This window comes from Streptomyces roseoviridis (assembly GCF_039535235.1).
Classification (GTDB): domain Bacteria; phylum Actinomycetota; class Actinomycetes; order Streptomycetales; family Streptomycetaceae; genus Streptomyces; species Streptomyces roseoviridis.
The window spans coordinates 3,591,779-3,607,531 of record NZ_BAAAWU010000001.1; the positions used below are offsets into that span (position 1 = coordinate 3,591,779).

The following is a 15,753-nucleotide window of genomic DNA, read 5'->3' on the forward strand; positions in this document are numbered from 1 at the left end:
CCGAAAACCCGGCGCGCCCCTCCACGGCGCCCTCCATGACATTTGTCAGCCGCCCCGGTGACAGCGCGCACTGCCGACGGCCCGCGACCGGCGCGAGCCTGGACGCATGACACCTGCGATCGAGGCGGACGGCCTCCACCGGACCTACTCCGGCGGCTTCGAGGCCGTCGGCGGGATCTCCTTCACCGTGCCCCGGGGCGAGGTCTTCGCCCTCCTCGGCACCAACGGCGCCGGCAAGACCTCCACCGTCGAACTCCTGGAGGGCCTCGCCGCCCCGACCGGCGGCACCGCCCGCGTCCTGGGCCACGACCCGTACCGGGAACGCGCCGCCGTCCGCCCCCGCATCGGCGTCATGCTCCAGGAAGGCGGCTTCCCCTCCAACCTGACCGTGGCCGAGACCGTACGCATGTGGGCCGGCTGCACCAGCGGCGCCCGGCCCGTCGGCGAGGCCCTGGCCGCGGTCGGACTCACCGACCGCGCCCGCGTCCGGATCAAGCAGCTCTCCGGCGGCGAACGACGCCGGCTCGACCTCGCGCTCGCCCTCCTCGGCCGCCCCGAGGTGCTCTTCCTCGACGAACCCACCACCGGCCTCGACGCCGAGGGCCGCCGCGACACCTGGGACCTGGTCCGCCGGCTCCGCGACGAAGGCACCACCGTCCTCCTCACCACCCACTACCTGGAGGAGGCCGAGACCCTCGCCGACCGGCTGGCGATCATGCACCGCGGCCGGATCGTCACCTCCGGCACCCCCGCCGAGGTCACCGCCGCCCGGCCCGCCCGGATCCGCTTCCGGCTCCCCGAGGGCACCGGACACGAACGGCTGCCGCTCGGCCTGAAGGCCGCCGCGTACGGCCGACGGGTGGAGATCCGCACGTACGACCTCCAGGAAGCGCTCGGCGAACTGCTCGGCTGGGCCCGGGCCGCGGACGTACGGCTCGAAGAGCTCGACGCCCGGTCCGCCTCGCTGGAGGAAGCCTTCCTGGAGATCGCCTCCCGCGCCGACGACCTCACCGGAGGTCTCGCCGAAGCCCCCGGAGGTCTCGCCACCGCCCCCGCCCGCCCGCACGCACACGAAGAGGCCCGATGAACGCCACCGCCACGCGCCTGACCGCCCTCGGACGGGCCGAGCTCACCCTCCTCGGCCGCAACCGGAACAACCTCTTCGTCGCCCTGCTCATGCCGGTGCTCATGGTCTTCCTGCTGCGCACCTCGCTCGGCGGCATGGACGAGGGCGGCCTTCCCCTGGGCCTCGCCGAGGCCACCGCCATCGGCGGCACCGGCATGATCCTCGTCCTCGTCGTCTACATGAACCTCGTCGCCACCTACGTCGCCCGCCGCGAGGAACTGGTCCTCAAGCGGCTGCGCACCGGAGAGGCCCGTGACACCGAGATCCTCTTCGGCGGCGCCCTCCCGGCCGCGGCGATCGCGCTCGTCCAGTGCGCGGTGCTGACCGCCCTCGGCCCGGCCGCCCTGGGCGCCGGCGCCCCGCGCCGCCCCGACCTGCTGCTCCTCGGCGTCCTGGCCGGGACCGGGCTGCTGGCCGCGCTGGCCGCCCTCACCACCGTGATCACCCGGTCCGTGGAGAGCGCGGGCCTGACCACCCTGCCCTTCTTCCTGGTCTCCGCGATGGGCTCGGGCCTGATGGTGCCCGTGGAGTCGCTGCCGGACCCGGTCGCCTCGGTCTGCTCGCTGCTCCCGCTCAGCGGCGTGATGGAACTCGTCCGGGCCGGCTGGCTCGGCACCGGCGGGGCGGGCGGGATCGGCGGCAAGGAGCTGCTGGGCGCGGCCCTCACCACGGTGGCCTGGATCGTGCTGAGCGTGTTTGCTGTCCGGAAGTGGTTCCGCTGGGAGCCGCGGCGCTAGTCGGGCACCCTCCTCGGGGAGCTCAGGAAGAACGGGGGTCGGCCGTGTCGAGGCTGACGGGGTGGTGGAGCGGTCGCAGCAGCGCGGCCAAGGTCGAGTTGTACACGCGGTGGACCTTCCACCTCTTCCCTCTGCTCGAGGTCGGCGGCGTCGCGTTCGTCCCGCTCGCCAGCAACGCCGAGGGGAAGATCGGCGCCCTCCCGGCCGCGGTGATCGCGCTGCTGGTCGTCGCGCACGCCGTCCTGTGCGCGGTGCTCTCCTCGCGCGCGCTCGGCTGGCAGCTCGACCGGCGGGAACGGCCCGTGCGGCTCGCCGCCGTGCTGATCGCGGTGACCGCGCTCGGAGCGGTGGCGCTCATGGCGCTGCAGTCCACGGGCACGCTGAAGGACGCGGGCATCGCCGGTGCCGTCGTCGTCGGCACGGCGGCCTTCACGCTCGGTTCGGTGGCCGTGTGCCTGCGCTCGGCGCGCCGGATGGCCGGCACCGTGCTGCTCGCCTCCCTCACGGCCGGCCTCTCGGCGCTCGCGGTCGGCCTGGACTGGCCGCAGGTCGTCGCGTACGCGTTCGCCGTTCCGGTGAGCGGCGGCGCCATGGTCTTCGCGTGCGGGTTCTCCGGCTGGCTGCTGCGGATCGTGTGGGAGCTGGAGCGGTCCCGCGACCTCGGGGCGCGGCTGGCCGTCGCCGAGGAACGGCTGCGCTTCGGCCGCGACCTCCACGACGTCATGGGCCGCAACCTGTCGGTGATCGCGCTCAAGAGCGAACTGGCGGTGCAGCTCGCCCGGCGTGGCCGGGCCGAGGACGCGGTGGCCCAGATGACCGAGGTGCAGCGGATCGCCCAGGAGTCCCAGCGCGAGGTGCGGGACGTGGTCCGCGGCTACCGGGAGGCCGACCTGCGGGTGGAGCTGGAGGGCGCCCGGGGCGTCCTCGCCGCGGCGGGCATCGGCTGCGTCACGGGGCCGATCGGCGTCGAGCTGCCCGGCGAGGTGCAGTCGGCGCTGGGCTGGGTGGTCCGGGAGGCCACGACGAACGTCCTGCGGCACGGCGACGCACGGCGCTGCCGGATAGCGCTGCGGACGGAGGACGGTGCGGTGCTGCTGGTCGTCGAGAACGACGGCGTACGGGAGCCGGCCGACGGCGCCGGGCCCGCCCGGCGGACCGGGTCGGGACTCGCGGGGCTGCGGGAACGGCTCTCGGAGGTGGACGGCACCCTGGAGGCGGGACCGCAGAAGGACGGCTGGTTCCGGGTGACGGCCCGGGTGCCCCTCAGGGACGGGGCCGGGAACGGAGCTGGGGCCGGGAACGGAGCTGGGGCCGGGAACGGAGCTGGGGCCGGGAGCGGGGCCGGGGCCCGGAGGGAGGCCGGCAGCGGGGGAGGACCCGGGGGCGGGGCCCAGGTCGGGGGCGGCGGCGGGATGTCCGTACGCGGCACCGGTACGGACGGCCCGAGCGATGATCCGTGGAATTCGAGGAAGGAGACGGCGTCGTGACCGCGCGCGTACGCGTCCTGCTCGCCGACGACGAGCATCTGATCCGGGGCGCGCTCGCGGCCCTGCTCGCCCTGGAGGACGACCTGGTTGTCGTCGCCGAGGCCGCGTCCGGGCCCGAGGCGCTCGCCATGGCGCTCGCCCACGAACCGGACGTCGCCGTCCTCGATCTCCAGATGCCGGGCGCCGACGGTGTGATGGTGGCCACATCCCTGCGGGACCAACTGCCTCGCTGCAGAACCATGATCGTGACGAGTCACGGCCGCCCCGGGCACCTCAAGAGGGCCCTCGCCGCCGGCGTCCGCGGCTTCGTGCCGAAGACCGTCAGCGCCCGGCGACTGGCCGAGCTGATCCGTAGCGTGCACGACGGAAACCGTTACGTGGACCCGGAGTTGGCGGCCGACGCCATCGCCGCCGGCGACTCCCCGCTCACCGCCCGGGAGGCCGAGGTCCTCGAACTCGCCGCCGACGGCGCGCCCGTCGCCGAGATCGCCAGACGGGCCTCGCTCTCCCCCGGAACCGTCCGCAACTACCTCTCCTCCGCCGCCGCGAAGCTCGGAGCCGAGAACCGGCACACGGCGGTGCGTCTCGCGCGGTCCAAAGGTTGGGTATAGTTAGCTGCGCGCTACGGCGCAGGCGGACGTGGCTCAGTTGGTAGAGCATCACCTTGCCAAGGTGAGGGTCGCGAGTTCGAATCTCGTCGTCCGCTCCACGAAGAAGCCCCCGGTCGATCCGACCGGGGGCTTTCTCGTGCCCCGCTCAGCTCCAGGTGTTGCCGGTGAGGAGCTCGTACGCCTCGACGTACTTGGCGCGGGTGGCGTCGACGACGTCCTGCGGGAGGGCCGGCGGCGGCTGCTCGCTCCTGCGGTCCCAGCCGGAGGCCGGCGAGGTCAGCCAGTCCCGCACGAACTGCTTGTCGTACGAGGGCTGGGCGCGGCCCGGCTGCCACTGGTCGGCCGGCCAGAAGCGGGAGGAGTCCGGGGTGAGGACCTCGTCGGCGATCACCAGGGACTCGCCGTCGAAGCCGAACTCGAACTTGGTGTCGGCCAGGATGATCCCGCGCTCGCGCGCGATGTCCCGGGCCCGGCTGTAGACGGCGAGCGTGGTCTGCCGCAGCCGCGCGGCGGTCTCCGCGCCGACCTGGCGGGCGACCTCCTCGTACGACACGTTCTCGTCGTGGTCGCCGACGGCGGCCTTGGTCGCCGGGGTGAAGATCGGGGCCGGCAGCTCGGAGCCGTCGGTGAGGCCCTCGGGCAGCGCGAGGCCGCAGACCGTGCGGGACTGCTCGTACTCGACCAGGCCGGAACCGGTCAGATAGCCACGGGCCACGCACTCGACCGGGACCATGTCCAGCGCCTTGCAGACCAGGGTGCGGCCCGCCCAGTCGGCGGGGGCGCCGGCCGGGAGGTCGGTGGACAGGACGTGGTGGGGGACCAGGTCGGCGAGCCGGTCGAACCACCACAGCGACAGCTGGGTGAGGACCCGGCCCTTGTCGGGGATCTCGGTGGGCAGCACCCAGTCGTACGCGGACAGACGGTCACTCGCCACCATGACCAGGTTGCCCGCCTCGTCGCGGTACAGGTCGCGGACCTTGCCCGTGTGGAGATGGGTCAGGCCCGGGACCTGGACGGGCTCGGGCTTTTCTACGAATCCGGACACGGTTCCTCCGCGTAGGTTGATCCAGGAGCGTGTCCGATTCTCCCTCACCGGGACGCGGCCGCGACCGGCGGGCCCGCCGGTCAGTCCCGCTTGCAGATCCGGTCGAGCAGATTGGCGGTGGCGCGCTGGATCCGGGCGTCCACGTGGCCCGGCCGGTCGAGCGCCGGCGACCAGGCGAAGGTGCCCGAGGCGAAGACCCACGCGCCCGACGGGGCCCGGTAGAGGCTGGTCTCCTGGTGCCGCCGCGCGCCCTCGCCGTCGCGGTAGGGCGAGTGGGCGAGCAGGATGCGGCTCTCGTGCTCGGGGAGCGCGGTGCGCGGGAAGTAGCGGTCGGCCTCGCCGGCGACCAGGCCCGGGATCTCGTCGCCCTCGCCCGCGCCGGTGGCCTCCCACAGCCAGTGCCCGGCGTTCCGCACCACCAGCGGGTGCGGTTCGGGCACCCGCCCCGCGTACTGGATGCCCAGCAGCTGCTGCTCCGGCCGGTCGATCTCCCGCCACAGCGCCGCGCGGCCGGGACCCCGGCGCTTGCGGCAGGTCAGGAGCCGGTCCGGCGCGCCGGACGGCGAGGCGGCGAGCTCCACCTGCCAGTACATGGTGTTGGCGGACAGGAAGACGAGTGAGGTGCCCTGGTCGCGGGCGAGCTCGACCGTACGGCGCATGGGCACCGACCAGTACTCGTCGTGGCCCGGGAAGACCAGGCCCCGGTAGCGGCTCGGGTCCACCCGGCCCGCGTGCAGGTCCCGGGTCTCCGCGTACGCCAGGTCGTAGCCGTAGCGCTCGGCCCAGCGGATGAAGTCGTAGGCGTGCCCGACGTGCAGCGGGAGCCCCGCGCCCGCGTACGGACGGTCGAAGGAGACGGTCACGGCCGCCTCCTCCTCGCCGAGCAGCCGGCCCTCCTCGTCCCAGGCGTGATAGAGGCTGGCGCCGGTGCGGCCGTCCTCCGGATAGAGGTTGTACGCCTGCCAGGTCACGTCCGGCAGCACGAGCAGCAGGTCGGCCGGGTGGCTGTCGCGGACCGTGAAGGGGATGTGGGAGCGGTAGCCGTCGACGGTGGTGAGCACGGCGACGTACGCGCCGATCGACCAGTACGAGGGGATCTGCAGCCGCCAGGACTGCCACCAGTGGTGGCAGGAGACGGTCCGGTCGGCGGTGAGCGGGGCCGGCTGGACGATGCCGGAGAGCCGGGGGCTGGTGGTGATCTTGGAGGCGCCGTCGCCGCCGTAGTGCCCGATGCGGTAGACGTCGACGGAGAACTGCTGCGGCGGGTCCACCGTGATGTGGAAGTCGATCGCCTCGCCGGGGGCGACGGCGCCGGTGGACACGAAGCCCTTGATCTGGCCGTGCACGTCGTCGGCGGTGCGGGGGCCGCCGCCGCCCCCGCGGGCCAGGGTCTCGTCCGCGTACCAGGGGACCATCTGGCCGGTGTCGTCGAAGTAGTTCTCCGAGCCGCGCAGCCAGGGCAGCGGGCCCTGGCCGAAGGGATCCGACACGGCGTGCGCGAGCGCACCCGACTCCCACCGCCTGATCTGCTCCGCCCCCATGCTGCGCCCCTCCCTCGACTCCCCCGGTCGTGGTCCGTGGTGACCTTTCGGTGCGGCTGGTCGATGCCGCTGGATCGTGCCTCTGTCAGTGCCGGTCTCCAGCACATCACATAACGCACGCACTCCGTCACCGTTCGTCGTGAATTGACGAGAGTGGAACCTGACCCTCCGGCTCAGACGAGCCGGACGGGCTTCTCCGGGGGGACTCCGGTCCTGGTCAGCCAGGCCCTCAGGGGGCCCGGGTCACCGTCCTCGACCAGGGCGAGCACCACGGCGGACAGATCCGTGCTCCGCTTGCCGCGGACGAACAGCGCCGGACCGTCCAGCCAGTCCAGGCCCGGCTCCGCCTCCGCCGTGTCCACGGCGGCGCAGCACACCATGGCGGCCACGTGGTCGGCGAGCAGGTCCCGCCCGCTGCGGGGCGGCTGCAACGGGAACAGCGCCACCGGCCCGTCGGGGCCCTCGGCCGCCGGCACGACCGGCCGCCGGCTCTGCTCGCGCGCCGCCTGCGCGGTCAGCGCGGCCGCCAGCACATCGGCCGCGCTCCCGCCGTCGGCCCCTCCCTGTGGCACCGTTAGATGCGCCATGACCCGCGCGAGCGTGGGCCCTTCGGGCGCGGCACCGAGGTCGGAGGGGGCGGTGGGTGCGGGGGCGGTGGGTGCGGGGGCGGTCGACGCAGAGGCGGTGGGTGCGGGGGCGGTCGACGCAGCGGCCGTCTCGGGAGGGACCACCGAGAGGTCCCCGGGGCGCGCGGAGCCCGAGGGGTGGGAAGAGCCGGTGGGGTCCGAGGAGCCCGTGGGACGGGAGGACTCCGCGGGGTCCGGGGAGCCCGCGGGACGGGAGGACTCCGCAGGGCCCGGGGAGCCCGCGGGGCCCGAGGAGCCGGTGGGGCCCGAGAGCGGCGGAGGGCTGCCGTCCAGGCGGTCGAGGACGTGGTGGAGGCGGGCCGCGTCGGCGCGCCAGGTGCGGTCGACGACCTCGTCCGCGTAGTCGGTCCACTGCACCGGGGCCCAGTCGGGACCGGATTCGGGCGGGGCACCGTGGAAAAGCTGGGCGGCGAGGAGCGAGGTCGCCTCGTCGACCGCGCCCGGCTCCTCCAGGAGGTCGCAGGCGGGGCGCTCGCCGAGGCGGGAGGCGAAGCCGTCGGCCAGCCGGTCGCGGCGGGAGAGCTCGGTCAGCGCCGAGACCACGCCGGCGTCGAGGCGGGCGGGCCAGCGGCCCATCCGCCAGGCGGGCAGCGCGACCCGGGTGAGCAGCCGGTCCCAGCCGGCGTAGGCGAGGCCGACCTGCTCCTGGGCGACGATCCGTACGCCGTAGTCGACGGACTGCGCCCGCTCGGAACCGGCGGCGGCGACGCCCCGCTCCATCTCGGCGGCATGGCCCCGGCAGCTCTCGAGCATCACGCGGGCCAGCCGGCCCACGCCCTGCGCGCCCAGCCTGCGGACCGGGTCGAGGCCGGGTCGGCGGGGCGCGGCCACCGCGGCGTCCAGGCCCCGGACGAAGCGACGGGCGGCGGCTATGTCGGGGTGCGCGGCGGGCCCCGTACCGGCGACGACCGGCGCGAGGACCGCGCGCAGCTCTCCGACCCTCATCCACCACAGGAACGGCGAACCGATGACGAGGACGGGCGCGTCGCCGGGCGCGCTCCCCTGGTGCCGGCGGCCGTGCGCCGGGTGGGAGCGGTCCTCCAGCCAGCTGTCGCAGTCCGGGGTGAGGGCTATCGCGGAGGGCGCGGGCACGCCGAGCCGGTCGGCGAGGTCGCGCACGAGACGGTACAGATCGGGGGCGGAGCTCTCGGCGAGCTCCACCGTCGGCGTCACGGCCGGCCGGGACCGGGCGACGACCAGGGCGACGGCCGCCGCCACCAGCAGGACGACCACGGCGAGGGCGGTCACCACCCAGCGGGCGGTGTCCCAGCCGGGGCCGGTCAGACGGCCGGTGACGCCGCCCGCGTACAGGACGACGGCGACGGCGGCGGGGAGCACCGCGAGGCCCAGGGCCCTGCCGCGGACGCGGAGCACCGCGAGGGCCCGGGCTCGCGCGGCGCGCGCGCCGAGCTCCTCGCCGGTCGCGGATCCGATACCGGACACGCCGTACATCACCCCCTCCTGCCCTCGTCGGGACTGCCCGTGGCGGTGTTGCTCACTCCCCCACTGTGGCACCCGCCACTGACATCGCAATGTCGGTAGGGCCAAGTGCCGGAACATCGGCGGAACGCCTTCGCCGCACCCTAGTTGGGCCTTCGGCGGGCGTCATCCGGATGGCCGAGTCGTCACTCGATGGAATGGCTTTGGGCAAAGGTGATGACGGTGGCGCGGCCGTGCGGTTCACTGCGCGGCCGCGCGTTCTCGTGCCGGGGCCCACCGCCCCGGCGGCCGTCGGTCCCGGGGCGCCGACCCCGGGACGGCGGGCTCCGGGGCGCCGGCCCCGGGCCGTCGGGCGGAGGTCAGCCGCGGGCGTTCCGGGCGTCCCGGGCGGCCTTCTCCGCGATGTCCGTACGGTGCTGCGAACCGTCAAGGCGGATACGGCCGACCGCCGCGTAGGCGCGCTCGCGGGCCTCGGTCAGGTCCGTTCCGGTGGCGGTGACCGAGAGGACCCGGCCGCCCGCGCTCAGGATCGCGTCACCGTCCCGCCGGGTGCCGGCGTGCAGCACGTACGCGTGCGGGGCGTCCTTCTCCGCGACCTCGGCCAAGCCCTCGATGGGGTCGCCGGTGCGCGGGGTGCCCGGGTAGTTGTGGGAGGCGACGACCACGGTGACGGCCGCCTCGTCGCTCCAGCGCAGCGGCGGCTGGTCGGCGAGGGTGCCGTTGGCCGCGTGCAGCAGGACGCCCGCCAGCGGGGTCCGGAGCCGGGCCAGCACGACCTGCGTCTCGGGGTCGCCGAAGCGCGCGTTGAACTCGATCACCCGCACCCCGCGGCCGGTGATGGCCAGGCCCGCGTACAGCAGGCCGGAGAACGGGGTGCCGCGGCGGCGCAGTTCGTCCACGGTCGGCTGCAGGACGGTCGCCATGACCTCGTCGACCAGCTTGGGGTCGGCCCAGGGCAGCGGCGAGTAGGCGCCCATGCCGCCGGTGTTGGGGCCCTGGTCGCCGTCGAGCGCGCGCTTGAAGTCCTGCGCGGGCTGCAGCGGGACGACGGTGGTGCCGTCGGTGATGGCGAAGAGGGAGACCTCCGGGCCGTCGAGGTACTCCTCGATGACGACCCGGTCGCAGGCGAGCGCGTGCGCTCGGGCCTGCTCGATGTCCTCGGTCACCACGACGCCCTTGCCGGCCGCGAGACCGTCGTCCTTGACGACGTAGGGAGCGCCGAAGGCGTCGAGCGCCTCGTCGATCTCCTCGGGGGTGGTGCAGACGTAGCTGCGCGCGGTGGGCACGCCGGCGCCGGCCATGACGTCCTTGGCGAAGGCCTTGGAGCCCTCCAGCTGCGCCGCCTCCCGGGAGGGGCCGAAGACCGGGATGCCGGCCGCGCGGACGGCGTCGGCGACGCCCGCGACGAGCGGTGCCTCCGGGCCGACGACGACCAGTCCGGCGCCGAGCTCGGTCGCGAGCGCGGCGACGGCGTCGCCGTCGAGCTGGTCGACGGGGTGGAGCTCGGCGACCTCCGCGATTCCGGCGTTGCCGGGCGCGCAGTGCAGAGCGGTGACGTCGGGATCGAGGGAGAGAGAGCGGCACAGGGCGTGTTCGCGGGCGCCGCCGCCGATGACGAGGACCTTCACGCCAGCCAGGGTAGCCCGCGGGGCGGGATGCCCCTTGTGCGGGCCACCGAGCGAGACGGTCCTATTCGTTCGTGTATTCCTCCAGGACCGTGGCGCCGAGCTCGCGCACGATCAGCTCGTGGCCCGAGAGAGCCGAGTCGACGAGGTCCGGGTCGTCCTCCTCGGGCACGTCGTCCTCGGGGGCGACCGGCGGCGGCGCCTGCGGGGTGTGCGCCGGGGCGGGCGCGGGGGCCTGGTGGGCCGGCTGCTGGGGCCGTACGGGCGCGGAGGCCGCGTTCTGGGCCTGCCCCTGGCCCGGACCGGGGCCCTGGCCGGGGCCCTGGGGCTGTACGGGCGCGGGGGCGTGGGCCTGCGGGGCGTGCCCCGGCGCGGGAGCGGCGGCGGACTGGTAGCCGGACGCGGGCTGGTAGGCGGGTGCGGCCGGGCGGCCGCCGCCGAAGCCTCCGGCGGCGGGCGGCGGGTTCGCGCCGCCCGAGGGGTCGACGATCGCCTCGATCCGCCAGTGCACGTTGAACTGCTCGGCGAGGGCCGCCTTCAGTACGTCCTCGCTGCCACTGCTCGCGAAGTTGTCCCGGGCGCCGGCGTTGAGGAAACCGAGCTGGAGGGTGGTGCCGTCGAAGCCGGCGACCTGCGCGTTCTGCGAGAGCAGGATCCAGGTGAAGCGGCGCCGGTTCTTCACCGCCTCCAGGATCGACGGCCACATGTTGCGCACCTGCGCGGCGCCCGCGGCCATGCCGCCGGAGGCGGCGGGCCCGGACGCGGCGGCCTGCGGCGGGGCGGCCGGGGCCTGGGGCTGCGCGGCGGGTGACGGGGCCGGTGCCTGGGAGGCGGAGGCTCCGGGCCAGGCGCCGGGGGCACCGCCACCGGGCCGCGCGGCCCCGGGCCAGGCACCGGGCCGAGGAGCCTCCGGGGACGGCGCGGGCGCGGGGGTGGCCGCCGGGGCGGGGGCCTGCGGGGCGGGCGCGGGCGCCTGCTGGACGGGCGGCACCGCGGCGGGGGCCGGGGCCGCGGGCTGGGCGGCGGGGGCCGGGACGTGGGCCTCGGCCGTCGGCACGTACCCCATCTGCGGCGCGGGCGAAGTGGTCGTGAAGACGGCGGCGGGCGGCGCGGCGGCGGCCCCGCGCTCCAGCCGGTCGAGGCGGGCCTGCACCGACCGCTCGTCGTCGAAGGCGGCGGGCAGCAGCACGCGCGCGCAGATCAGCTCCAGCTGGAGGCGCGGCGAGGTCGCCCCGCGCATCTCGGTGAGCCCGGTGTTGACCAGGTCGGCGGCGCGGCTGAGCTCGGCGGCGCCGAAGACGGACGCCTGGGCCTGCATGCGCTCGATGACGTCGGACGGGGCGTCGACCAGGCCCTTCTCGGCCGCGTCCGGCACGGCGGCGAGGATCACGAGGTCCCGCAGCCGCTCCAGGAGGTCGGCGACGAAGCGGCGCGGGTCGTTGCCGCCCTCGATCACCCGGTCGACCACCTCGAAGGCCGCGGCGCCGTCGCCGGCCGCGAAGGCGTCCACCACCGAGTCGAGGAGCGACCCGTCCGTATAGCCGAGCAGGGACGTGGCCATGGCGTACGTCACACCGTCTTCGGCGGCGCCGGCCAGCAGCTGGTCCATCACGGACATCGAGTCACGCACGGACCCGGCCCCCGCCCGCACGACGAGCGGCAGCACCCCGTCCTCGACGGGGATGCCCTCGCGCCCGCAGACCTCGGCCAGGTACTCCCGCAGGGTGCCGGGCGGCACGAGCCGGAAGGGGTAGTGATGGGTGCGCGACCGGATGGTGCCGATGACCTTCTCGGGCTCGGTCGTCGCGAAGATGAACTTGAGGTGCTCCGGCGGCTCCTCGACCACCTTCAGCAGGGCGTTGAAGCCCGCCGAGGTGACCATGTGGGCCTCGTCGATGATGTAGATCTTGTAGCGGCTGGACGCCGGCCCGAAGAACGCCTTCTCCCGCAGGTCACGGGCGTCGTCCACACCACCGTGTGAGGCCGCGTCGATCTCGATGACGTCGATCGAACCGGGCCCGTTGCGCGCGAGGTCCCGGCAGGACTGGCACTCCCCGCAGGGGGTCGGAGTGGGGCCCTTCTCGCAGTTCAGACACCGCGCGAGGATCCGGGCGCTGGTCGTCTTTCCGCAGCCACGGGGTCCGCTGAACAGATACGCGTGGTTGACCCGGTTGTTCCGCAGGGCCTGCTGCAACGGGTCGGTGACATGCTCCTGCCCGATGACCTCGGCGAAGGACTCGGGACGGTAGCGGCGGTACAGCGCGAGAGACGACACGTATACGAGGTTATAGGCGCCCACCGACAACCCGGGAACGACCGGATGCACGGGCCCGCCGGAGCGAGCGGGGACGATCAACGGCGAGTGGACCGGCGCGCCGGAGACCCGGTCGCGGCCGCGCCACGGCGAGGCAACCGGCGCGCCGTAGACCCCGTGCCGGCCGCGCCGCCCGACGGTACCGAGACTCGGACATGAGGCCCTGACCGAGACCCTGACCGAGGCTCTGTCCGAGGCCCGGACCGAGGCTCTGACCGAGGCCCTGTCCGAGGCCCGGACCGAGGCCCGAACCAAGGCCCGGACACGACCCGTGCAGGGGGACGCCCCCCGCGCTCGCCGCCCGGGAACAACCGGGGCCGACGGGCGGCGCCGGACTCTCGGAGACCCCGGGTCGCCGCCACCCTCCCCGGGAACGCAAACGCCCCTCACGCACCCGCCAGAGCCGACCTACCCTTGCTGCCTTCCGGCCCTGGGGGAGTTCAGTCAGATAGCGCCACGTGAGGGGCTCCGCCCAGGGTACCCGATCCACACCCCTGCTCGCCCACCCCCGGCGACCTGCGCCCTTCGGCCGCACCCCGCTCCGGAGCACGTTCGCAAGCACCCTTCCCGGTCATGTAATGTTCTCCCCGGAGGATTCGCCTAGAGGCCTAGGGCGCACGCTTGGAAAGCGTGTTGGGGGCAACCCCTCACGAGTTCGAATCTCGTATCCTCCGCCAGTGCCTCACCGGGCACGATGTCGAAGGGCCCCACCGTTCACGGTGGGGCCCTTCGACGTTTCTGGACAGTGGCACGGACGAGCCGGAAGGTGCGACTGGTCGCGCCGCGCCTCGGGCCGGGGCCGCGCTCCGCCCCGCAAGCCTGGCTCCTGCCTCTTGTACGGCCCGGAGCGAGGGGGCGGGCACGAGTGAACCGAGCTGGGACGACGCCACCCACAACGACGCCGACGACGACGCCGCGTACGCGGCCGCCGTGAGACGTACGCGGATCGTGATGGCGGTCGCCGCGGTCGTGGCCCTCGTGGTGGTCGGGATCGGAGCCGTCGCCGTCCTGGAGCTGTCGTTGTCCGTGGAGTTCGTCGAGGATCTCGGCCGGCGGCGCGCCGGCGCCTGAGGGAGCGGCGGCGCGCGGCGGTGTGACGTGCGTCTCGAAACGATGGCGGTCTTCAACGGGTGGTCCGGGAGCGCGTCTTGCAGGGAGGCAACCCGCCGGACTCTCCCCGCACGAGCCAAGGGCCGGACACACCTCCATGACATCCCCCACCGACGCTCCCCCGCGCTGCCCGTACCTCTGGCTCATACCGGGGGTGTGGACCGTGGCCCTCGGGCTGTGGGGCCTGTCGCGGCAGGGCAGCGTGTGGCGGGACGAGGCCGCGACCTGGCAGGTGGCCACGCGGTCCGCCGCCGACATCGTGTGCATGCTGCAGAACGTCGATGTCGTGCACGGCCTCTACTACCTGCTCATGCACGGCCTCTTCGCGTGCTTCGGCCCCGGCACCATGGTGCTGCGGCTGCCCTCCGTGCTCGGCATCGCGGTGGCGGCGGGCTGCGTGACAGTCATCGGGCGGCGCCTCGCCGGGACGTGGGCGGGCCTCGGGGCGGGGCTGGCACTGGGGTTGCTGCCGGCCGTGCAGTTCTACCTGCAGGAAGGCCGCCCGTACGCCCTGGTCGCCGCCGGCGCCGCGGTCGCGACGCTCCTGCTCGTCGGCCTGCTCCAGGAAGGACAACAGGACGGAAAGGCCCGGCCCCGCAGGCTCCGCTGGGTCGCGTACGGCGGCACCGTCCTGGTCTGCGGACTGCTGAACTGGCTCTCGCTGCTCCTCCTGCCCGCACACCTGCTGACCCTGCTCCTGACCCGCGCCCCGCGCCGGGTGTGGCTGCCGTGGGCAGCGGCGTCGGCGGCCGCCACGGCCGGAGTGCTCCCCCTGATCCTGTTCAGCCGCGGCCAGTCCGACCAGGTGTCCTGGATCCCGCCGCTGACCTGGCACATGATGATCGGCCCCGCGATCCTGCTGGCGATCGGCGGGCTCGGGGCGCTCCTCGACCGCCCCCGGACCGCCACCCGGCTCTCGTTGACCACCGTCGGACTCCCGCTCCTTGCCGTGCCCCAGCTCGGCCTGATCGGCCTCTCCCTGGTCCAGCCGCTCTTCCTCGACCGGTACGTCCTCTTCAGCATGCTCGGGCTCGCGCTGCTGATCGGCTCGATCCTGGCGGCCGCGGTACGGGCGGCCCGGCCGCGCTTCCCGAAGGGCGCCCGCCGGCTCCTGCCCGTGCTGATCGCCGTCGCCATGGTGCTGCTGCTCCCCCAGTCGCTCGCCAAGCGGTCTCCGGCCAGCCGCGTGGACGACGTCCTGGCGGTGGCGTCGGAGGTGCGCCGGCTGGGCGGCCCCGGAGACGCCGTGCTCTACATACCGGCCGCGCGGCGCGACACCCGCCTCGTCTCCCCCGACGCCTTCACCGGCCTGCGGGACATCGCCCTGCTCCGGAGCCCCGAGGAGTCCGGCACCCTGAAGGGGGTGGAGGCGAGCGCCGAGCGGATACGGGCCGCCATGCTGGCCCAGCGGCGCATCCTGCTCGTCACGGACGCACGGGAGGTCGCGAGACCGGTGACGGCGGAACGGGACCGGGTGAAGCTCTCCGTACTGAAGGAGCACTTCACCCCGGTGACGGACGAACAGGTCCGCGGCCGCCGGGTGACGGTGTACGAGCGGATCGCTCGGCCCCGCTGACCGCGGTGCTCCGGCAGGACGGCCGTCCCGTAGGGGGGCGTCCCGTAGGGAGGCCGTCCCGTAGGGAGGCCGTCCCGTAGGGGGCGTCGCCCATGCCCCGCCCGGCCGGATGCCCCTGAAGCGGGTGGGGTCAGGGCGGGCGCCGTCAGTCGTCGATGTCGTCGCTGGCCAGGCGCAGCGCCAGCTCCTGGAGGATCGGCTCGGTGCCCGGCTCCGCGCCCGAGGCGTCGTGGGCGTCGGCCACCGCCTCGAAGGCCAGGATGAAGCCGTTGACGAGCGCGCTCACCGGCTCGGAGAGCTGGGTGAGGACGGACAGGCCGATCTCCTCCGCCGTGGCCCCGGCCGGCACCGCGAACTGCCCCGGGATCACCTCGCCCAGAAGGTCCGAGACGAGGCCCTCGTCGACTCCGCCGCGCAACGCCGTCAGAGCGGCGATGGCCTTGAGTTTGATCTCGTTCTCGGTCACGTGTCGAGCGTAGGAGCCCTGGCGGGTG

Annotated in this window: 12 protein-coding genes, 2 tRNA genes and 1 other RNA gene; 8 read left to right on the forward strand and 7 right to left on the reverse strand. The window is 74.6% G+C overall.

What is annotated here, in order from left to right:
• Positions 1–106 precede the first annotated feature (106 nt).
• The 5 genes from ABD954_RS16260 (at position 107) to ABD954_RS16280 (ending at position 4,059) form a co-directional block, all read left to right on the forward strand.
• Positions 107–1,087 (forward strand): ABC transporter ATP-binding protein, encoded by a 981-nt coding sequence (locus ABD954_RS16260; protein ID WP_345486752.1) that lies wholly within the window; start codon positions 107–109, stop codon positions 1,085–1,087.
• Positions 1,084–1,863, forward strand: coding sequence for an ABC transporter permease (locus ABD954_RS16265; RefSeq protein WP_345486753.1), 780 nt, complete (start codon positions 1,084–1,086; stop codon positions 1,861–1,863). Before ABD954_RS16260 ends, ABD954_RS16265 begins: the two co-directional genes overlap by 4 nt.
• Positions 1,864–1,907: 44 nt before the next feature.
• Positions 1,908–3,350 carry a sensor histidine kinase gene (locus ABD954_RS16270; RefSeq protein WP_345486754.1) on the forward strand — a complete coding sequence of 481 codons (1,443 nt, stop codon included), beginning with the start codon at positions 1,908–1,910 and terminating at the stop codon, positions 3,348–3,350.
• Positions 3,347–3,961, forward strand: coding sequence for a response regulator (locus tag ABD954_RS16275; protein ID WP_345486755.1), 615 nt, complete (start codon positions 3,347–3,349; stop codon positions 3,959–3,961). The genes ABD954_RS16270 and ABD954_RS16275 overlap by 4 nt, the downstream gene beginning before the upstream one ends.
• Positions 3,962–3,983: 22 nt before the next feature.
• Positions 3,984–4,059: transfer RNA gene (locus ABD954_RS16280), tRNA-Gly, on the forward strand.
• 47 nt (positions 4,060–4,106) lie between these two features.
• Here the strand turns inward: ABD954_RS16280 and ABD954_RS16285 are convergent.
• The 6 genes from ABD954_RS16285 to ffs all read right to left on the reverse strand — a co-directional run bounded on the left by ABD954_RS16285 (position 4,107) and on the right by ffs (position 13,043).
• Positions 4,107–5,006 (reverse strand): phosphoribosylaminoimidazolesuccinocarboxamide synthase, encoded by a 900-nt coding sequence (locus tag ABD954_RS16285; protein WP_345486756.1) that lies wholly within the window; start codon positions 5,004–5,006, stop codon positions 4,107–4,109.
• Positions 5,007–5,086: 80 nt separating this feature from the next.
• On the reverse strand, positions 5,087–6,547 hold the full coding sequence (locus ABD954_RS16290; protein WP_345486757.1) for a N,N-dimethylformamidase beta subunit family domain-containing protein: 1,461 nt from the start codon (positions 6,545–6,547) through the stop codon (positions 5,087–5,089).
• A 173-nt stretch (positions 6,548–6,720) separates the two neighbouring features.
• A complete protein-coding gene (locus ABD954_RS16295; protein ID WP_345486758.1) occupies positions 6,721–8,646 on the reverse strand; it encodes a hypothetical protein in 1,926 nt (641 codons plus the stop codon).
• Positions 8,647–8,993: 347 nt separating this feature from the next.
• Positions 8,994–10,262 (reverse strand): phosphoribosylamine--glycine ligase, encoded by a 1,269-nt coding sequence (gene purD, locus ABD954_RS16300; RefSeq protein WP_345486759.1) that lies wholly within the window; start codon positions 10,260–10,262, stop codon positions 8,994–8,996.
• 61 nt (positions 10,263–10,323) lie between these two features.
• Positions 10,324–12,534, reverse strand: coding sequence for a DNA polymerase III subunit gamma and tau (locus ABD954_RS16305; RefSeq protein ID WP_345486760.1), 2,211 nt, complete (start codon positions 12,532–12,534; stop codon positions 10,324–10,326).
• Positions 12,535–12,948: 414 nt separating this feature from the next.
• Positions 12,949–13,043, reverse strand: an RNA gene (gene ffs / locus ABD954_RS16310) — signal recognition particle sRNA small type.
• Positions 13,044–13,162: 119 nt separating this feature from the next.
• Here ffs and ABD954_RS16315 point away from each other — a divergent pair.
• The 3 genes from ABD954_RS16315 (at position 13,163) to ABD954_RS16325 (ending at position 15,259) form a co-directional block, all read left to right on the forward strand.
• Positions 13,163–13,250 (forward strand) — tRNA-Ser (locus ABD954_RS16315).
• 253 nt (positions 13,251–13,503) lie between these two features.
• Positions 13,504–13,644, forward strand: a complete 141-nt coding sequence (locus tag ABD954_RS16320) for a hypothetical protein (RefSeq protein WP_345486761.1) — start codon at positions 13,504–13,506, stop codon at positions 13,642–13,644.
• A gap of 136 nt (positions 13,645–13,780) precedes the next feature.
• On the forward strand, positions 13,781–15,259 hold the full coding sequence (locus tag ABD954_RS16325; RefSeq protein ID WP_345486762.1) for a hypothetical protein: 1,479 nt from the start codon (positions 13,781–13,783) through the stop codon (positions 15,257–15,259).
• A 145-nt stretch (positions 15,260–15,404) separates the two neighbouring features.
• Here the strand turns inward: ABD954_RS16325 and ABD954_RS16330 are convergent, their stop codons facing one another.
• A complete protein-coding gene (locus ABD954_RS16330) occupies positions 15,405–15,725 on the reverse strand; it encodes a hypothetical protein (protein WP_345486763.1) in 321 nt (106 codons plus the stop codon).
• Positions 15,726–15,753 lie beyond the last annotated feature (28 nt).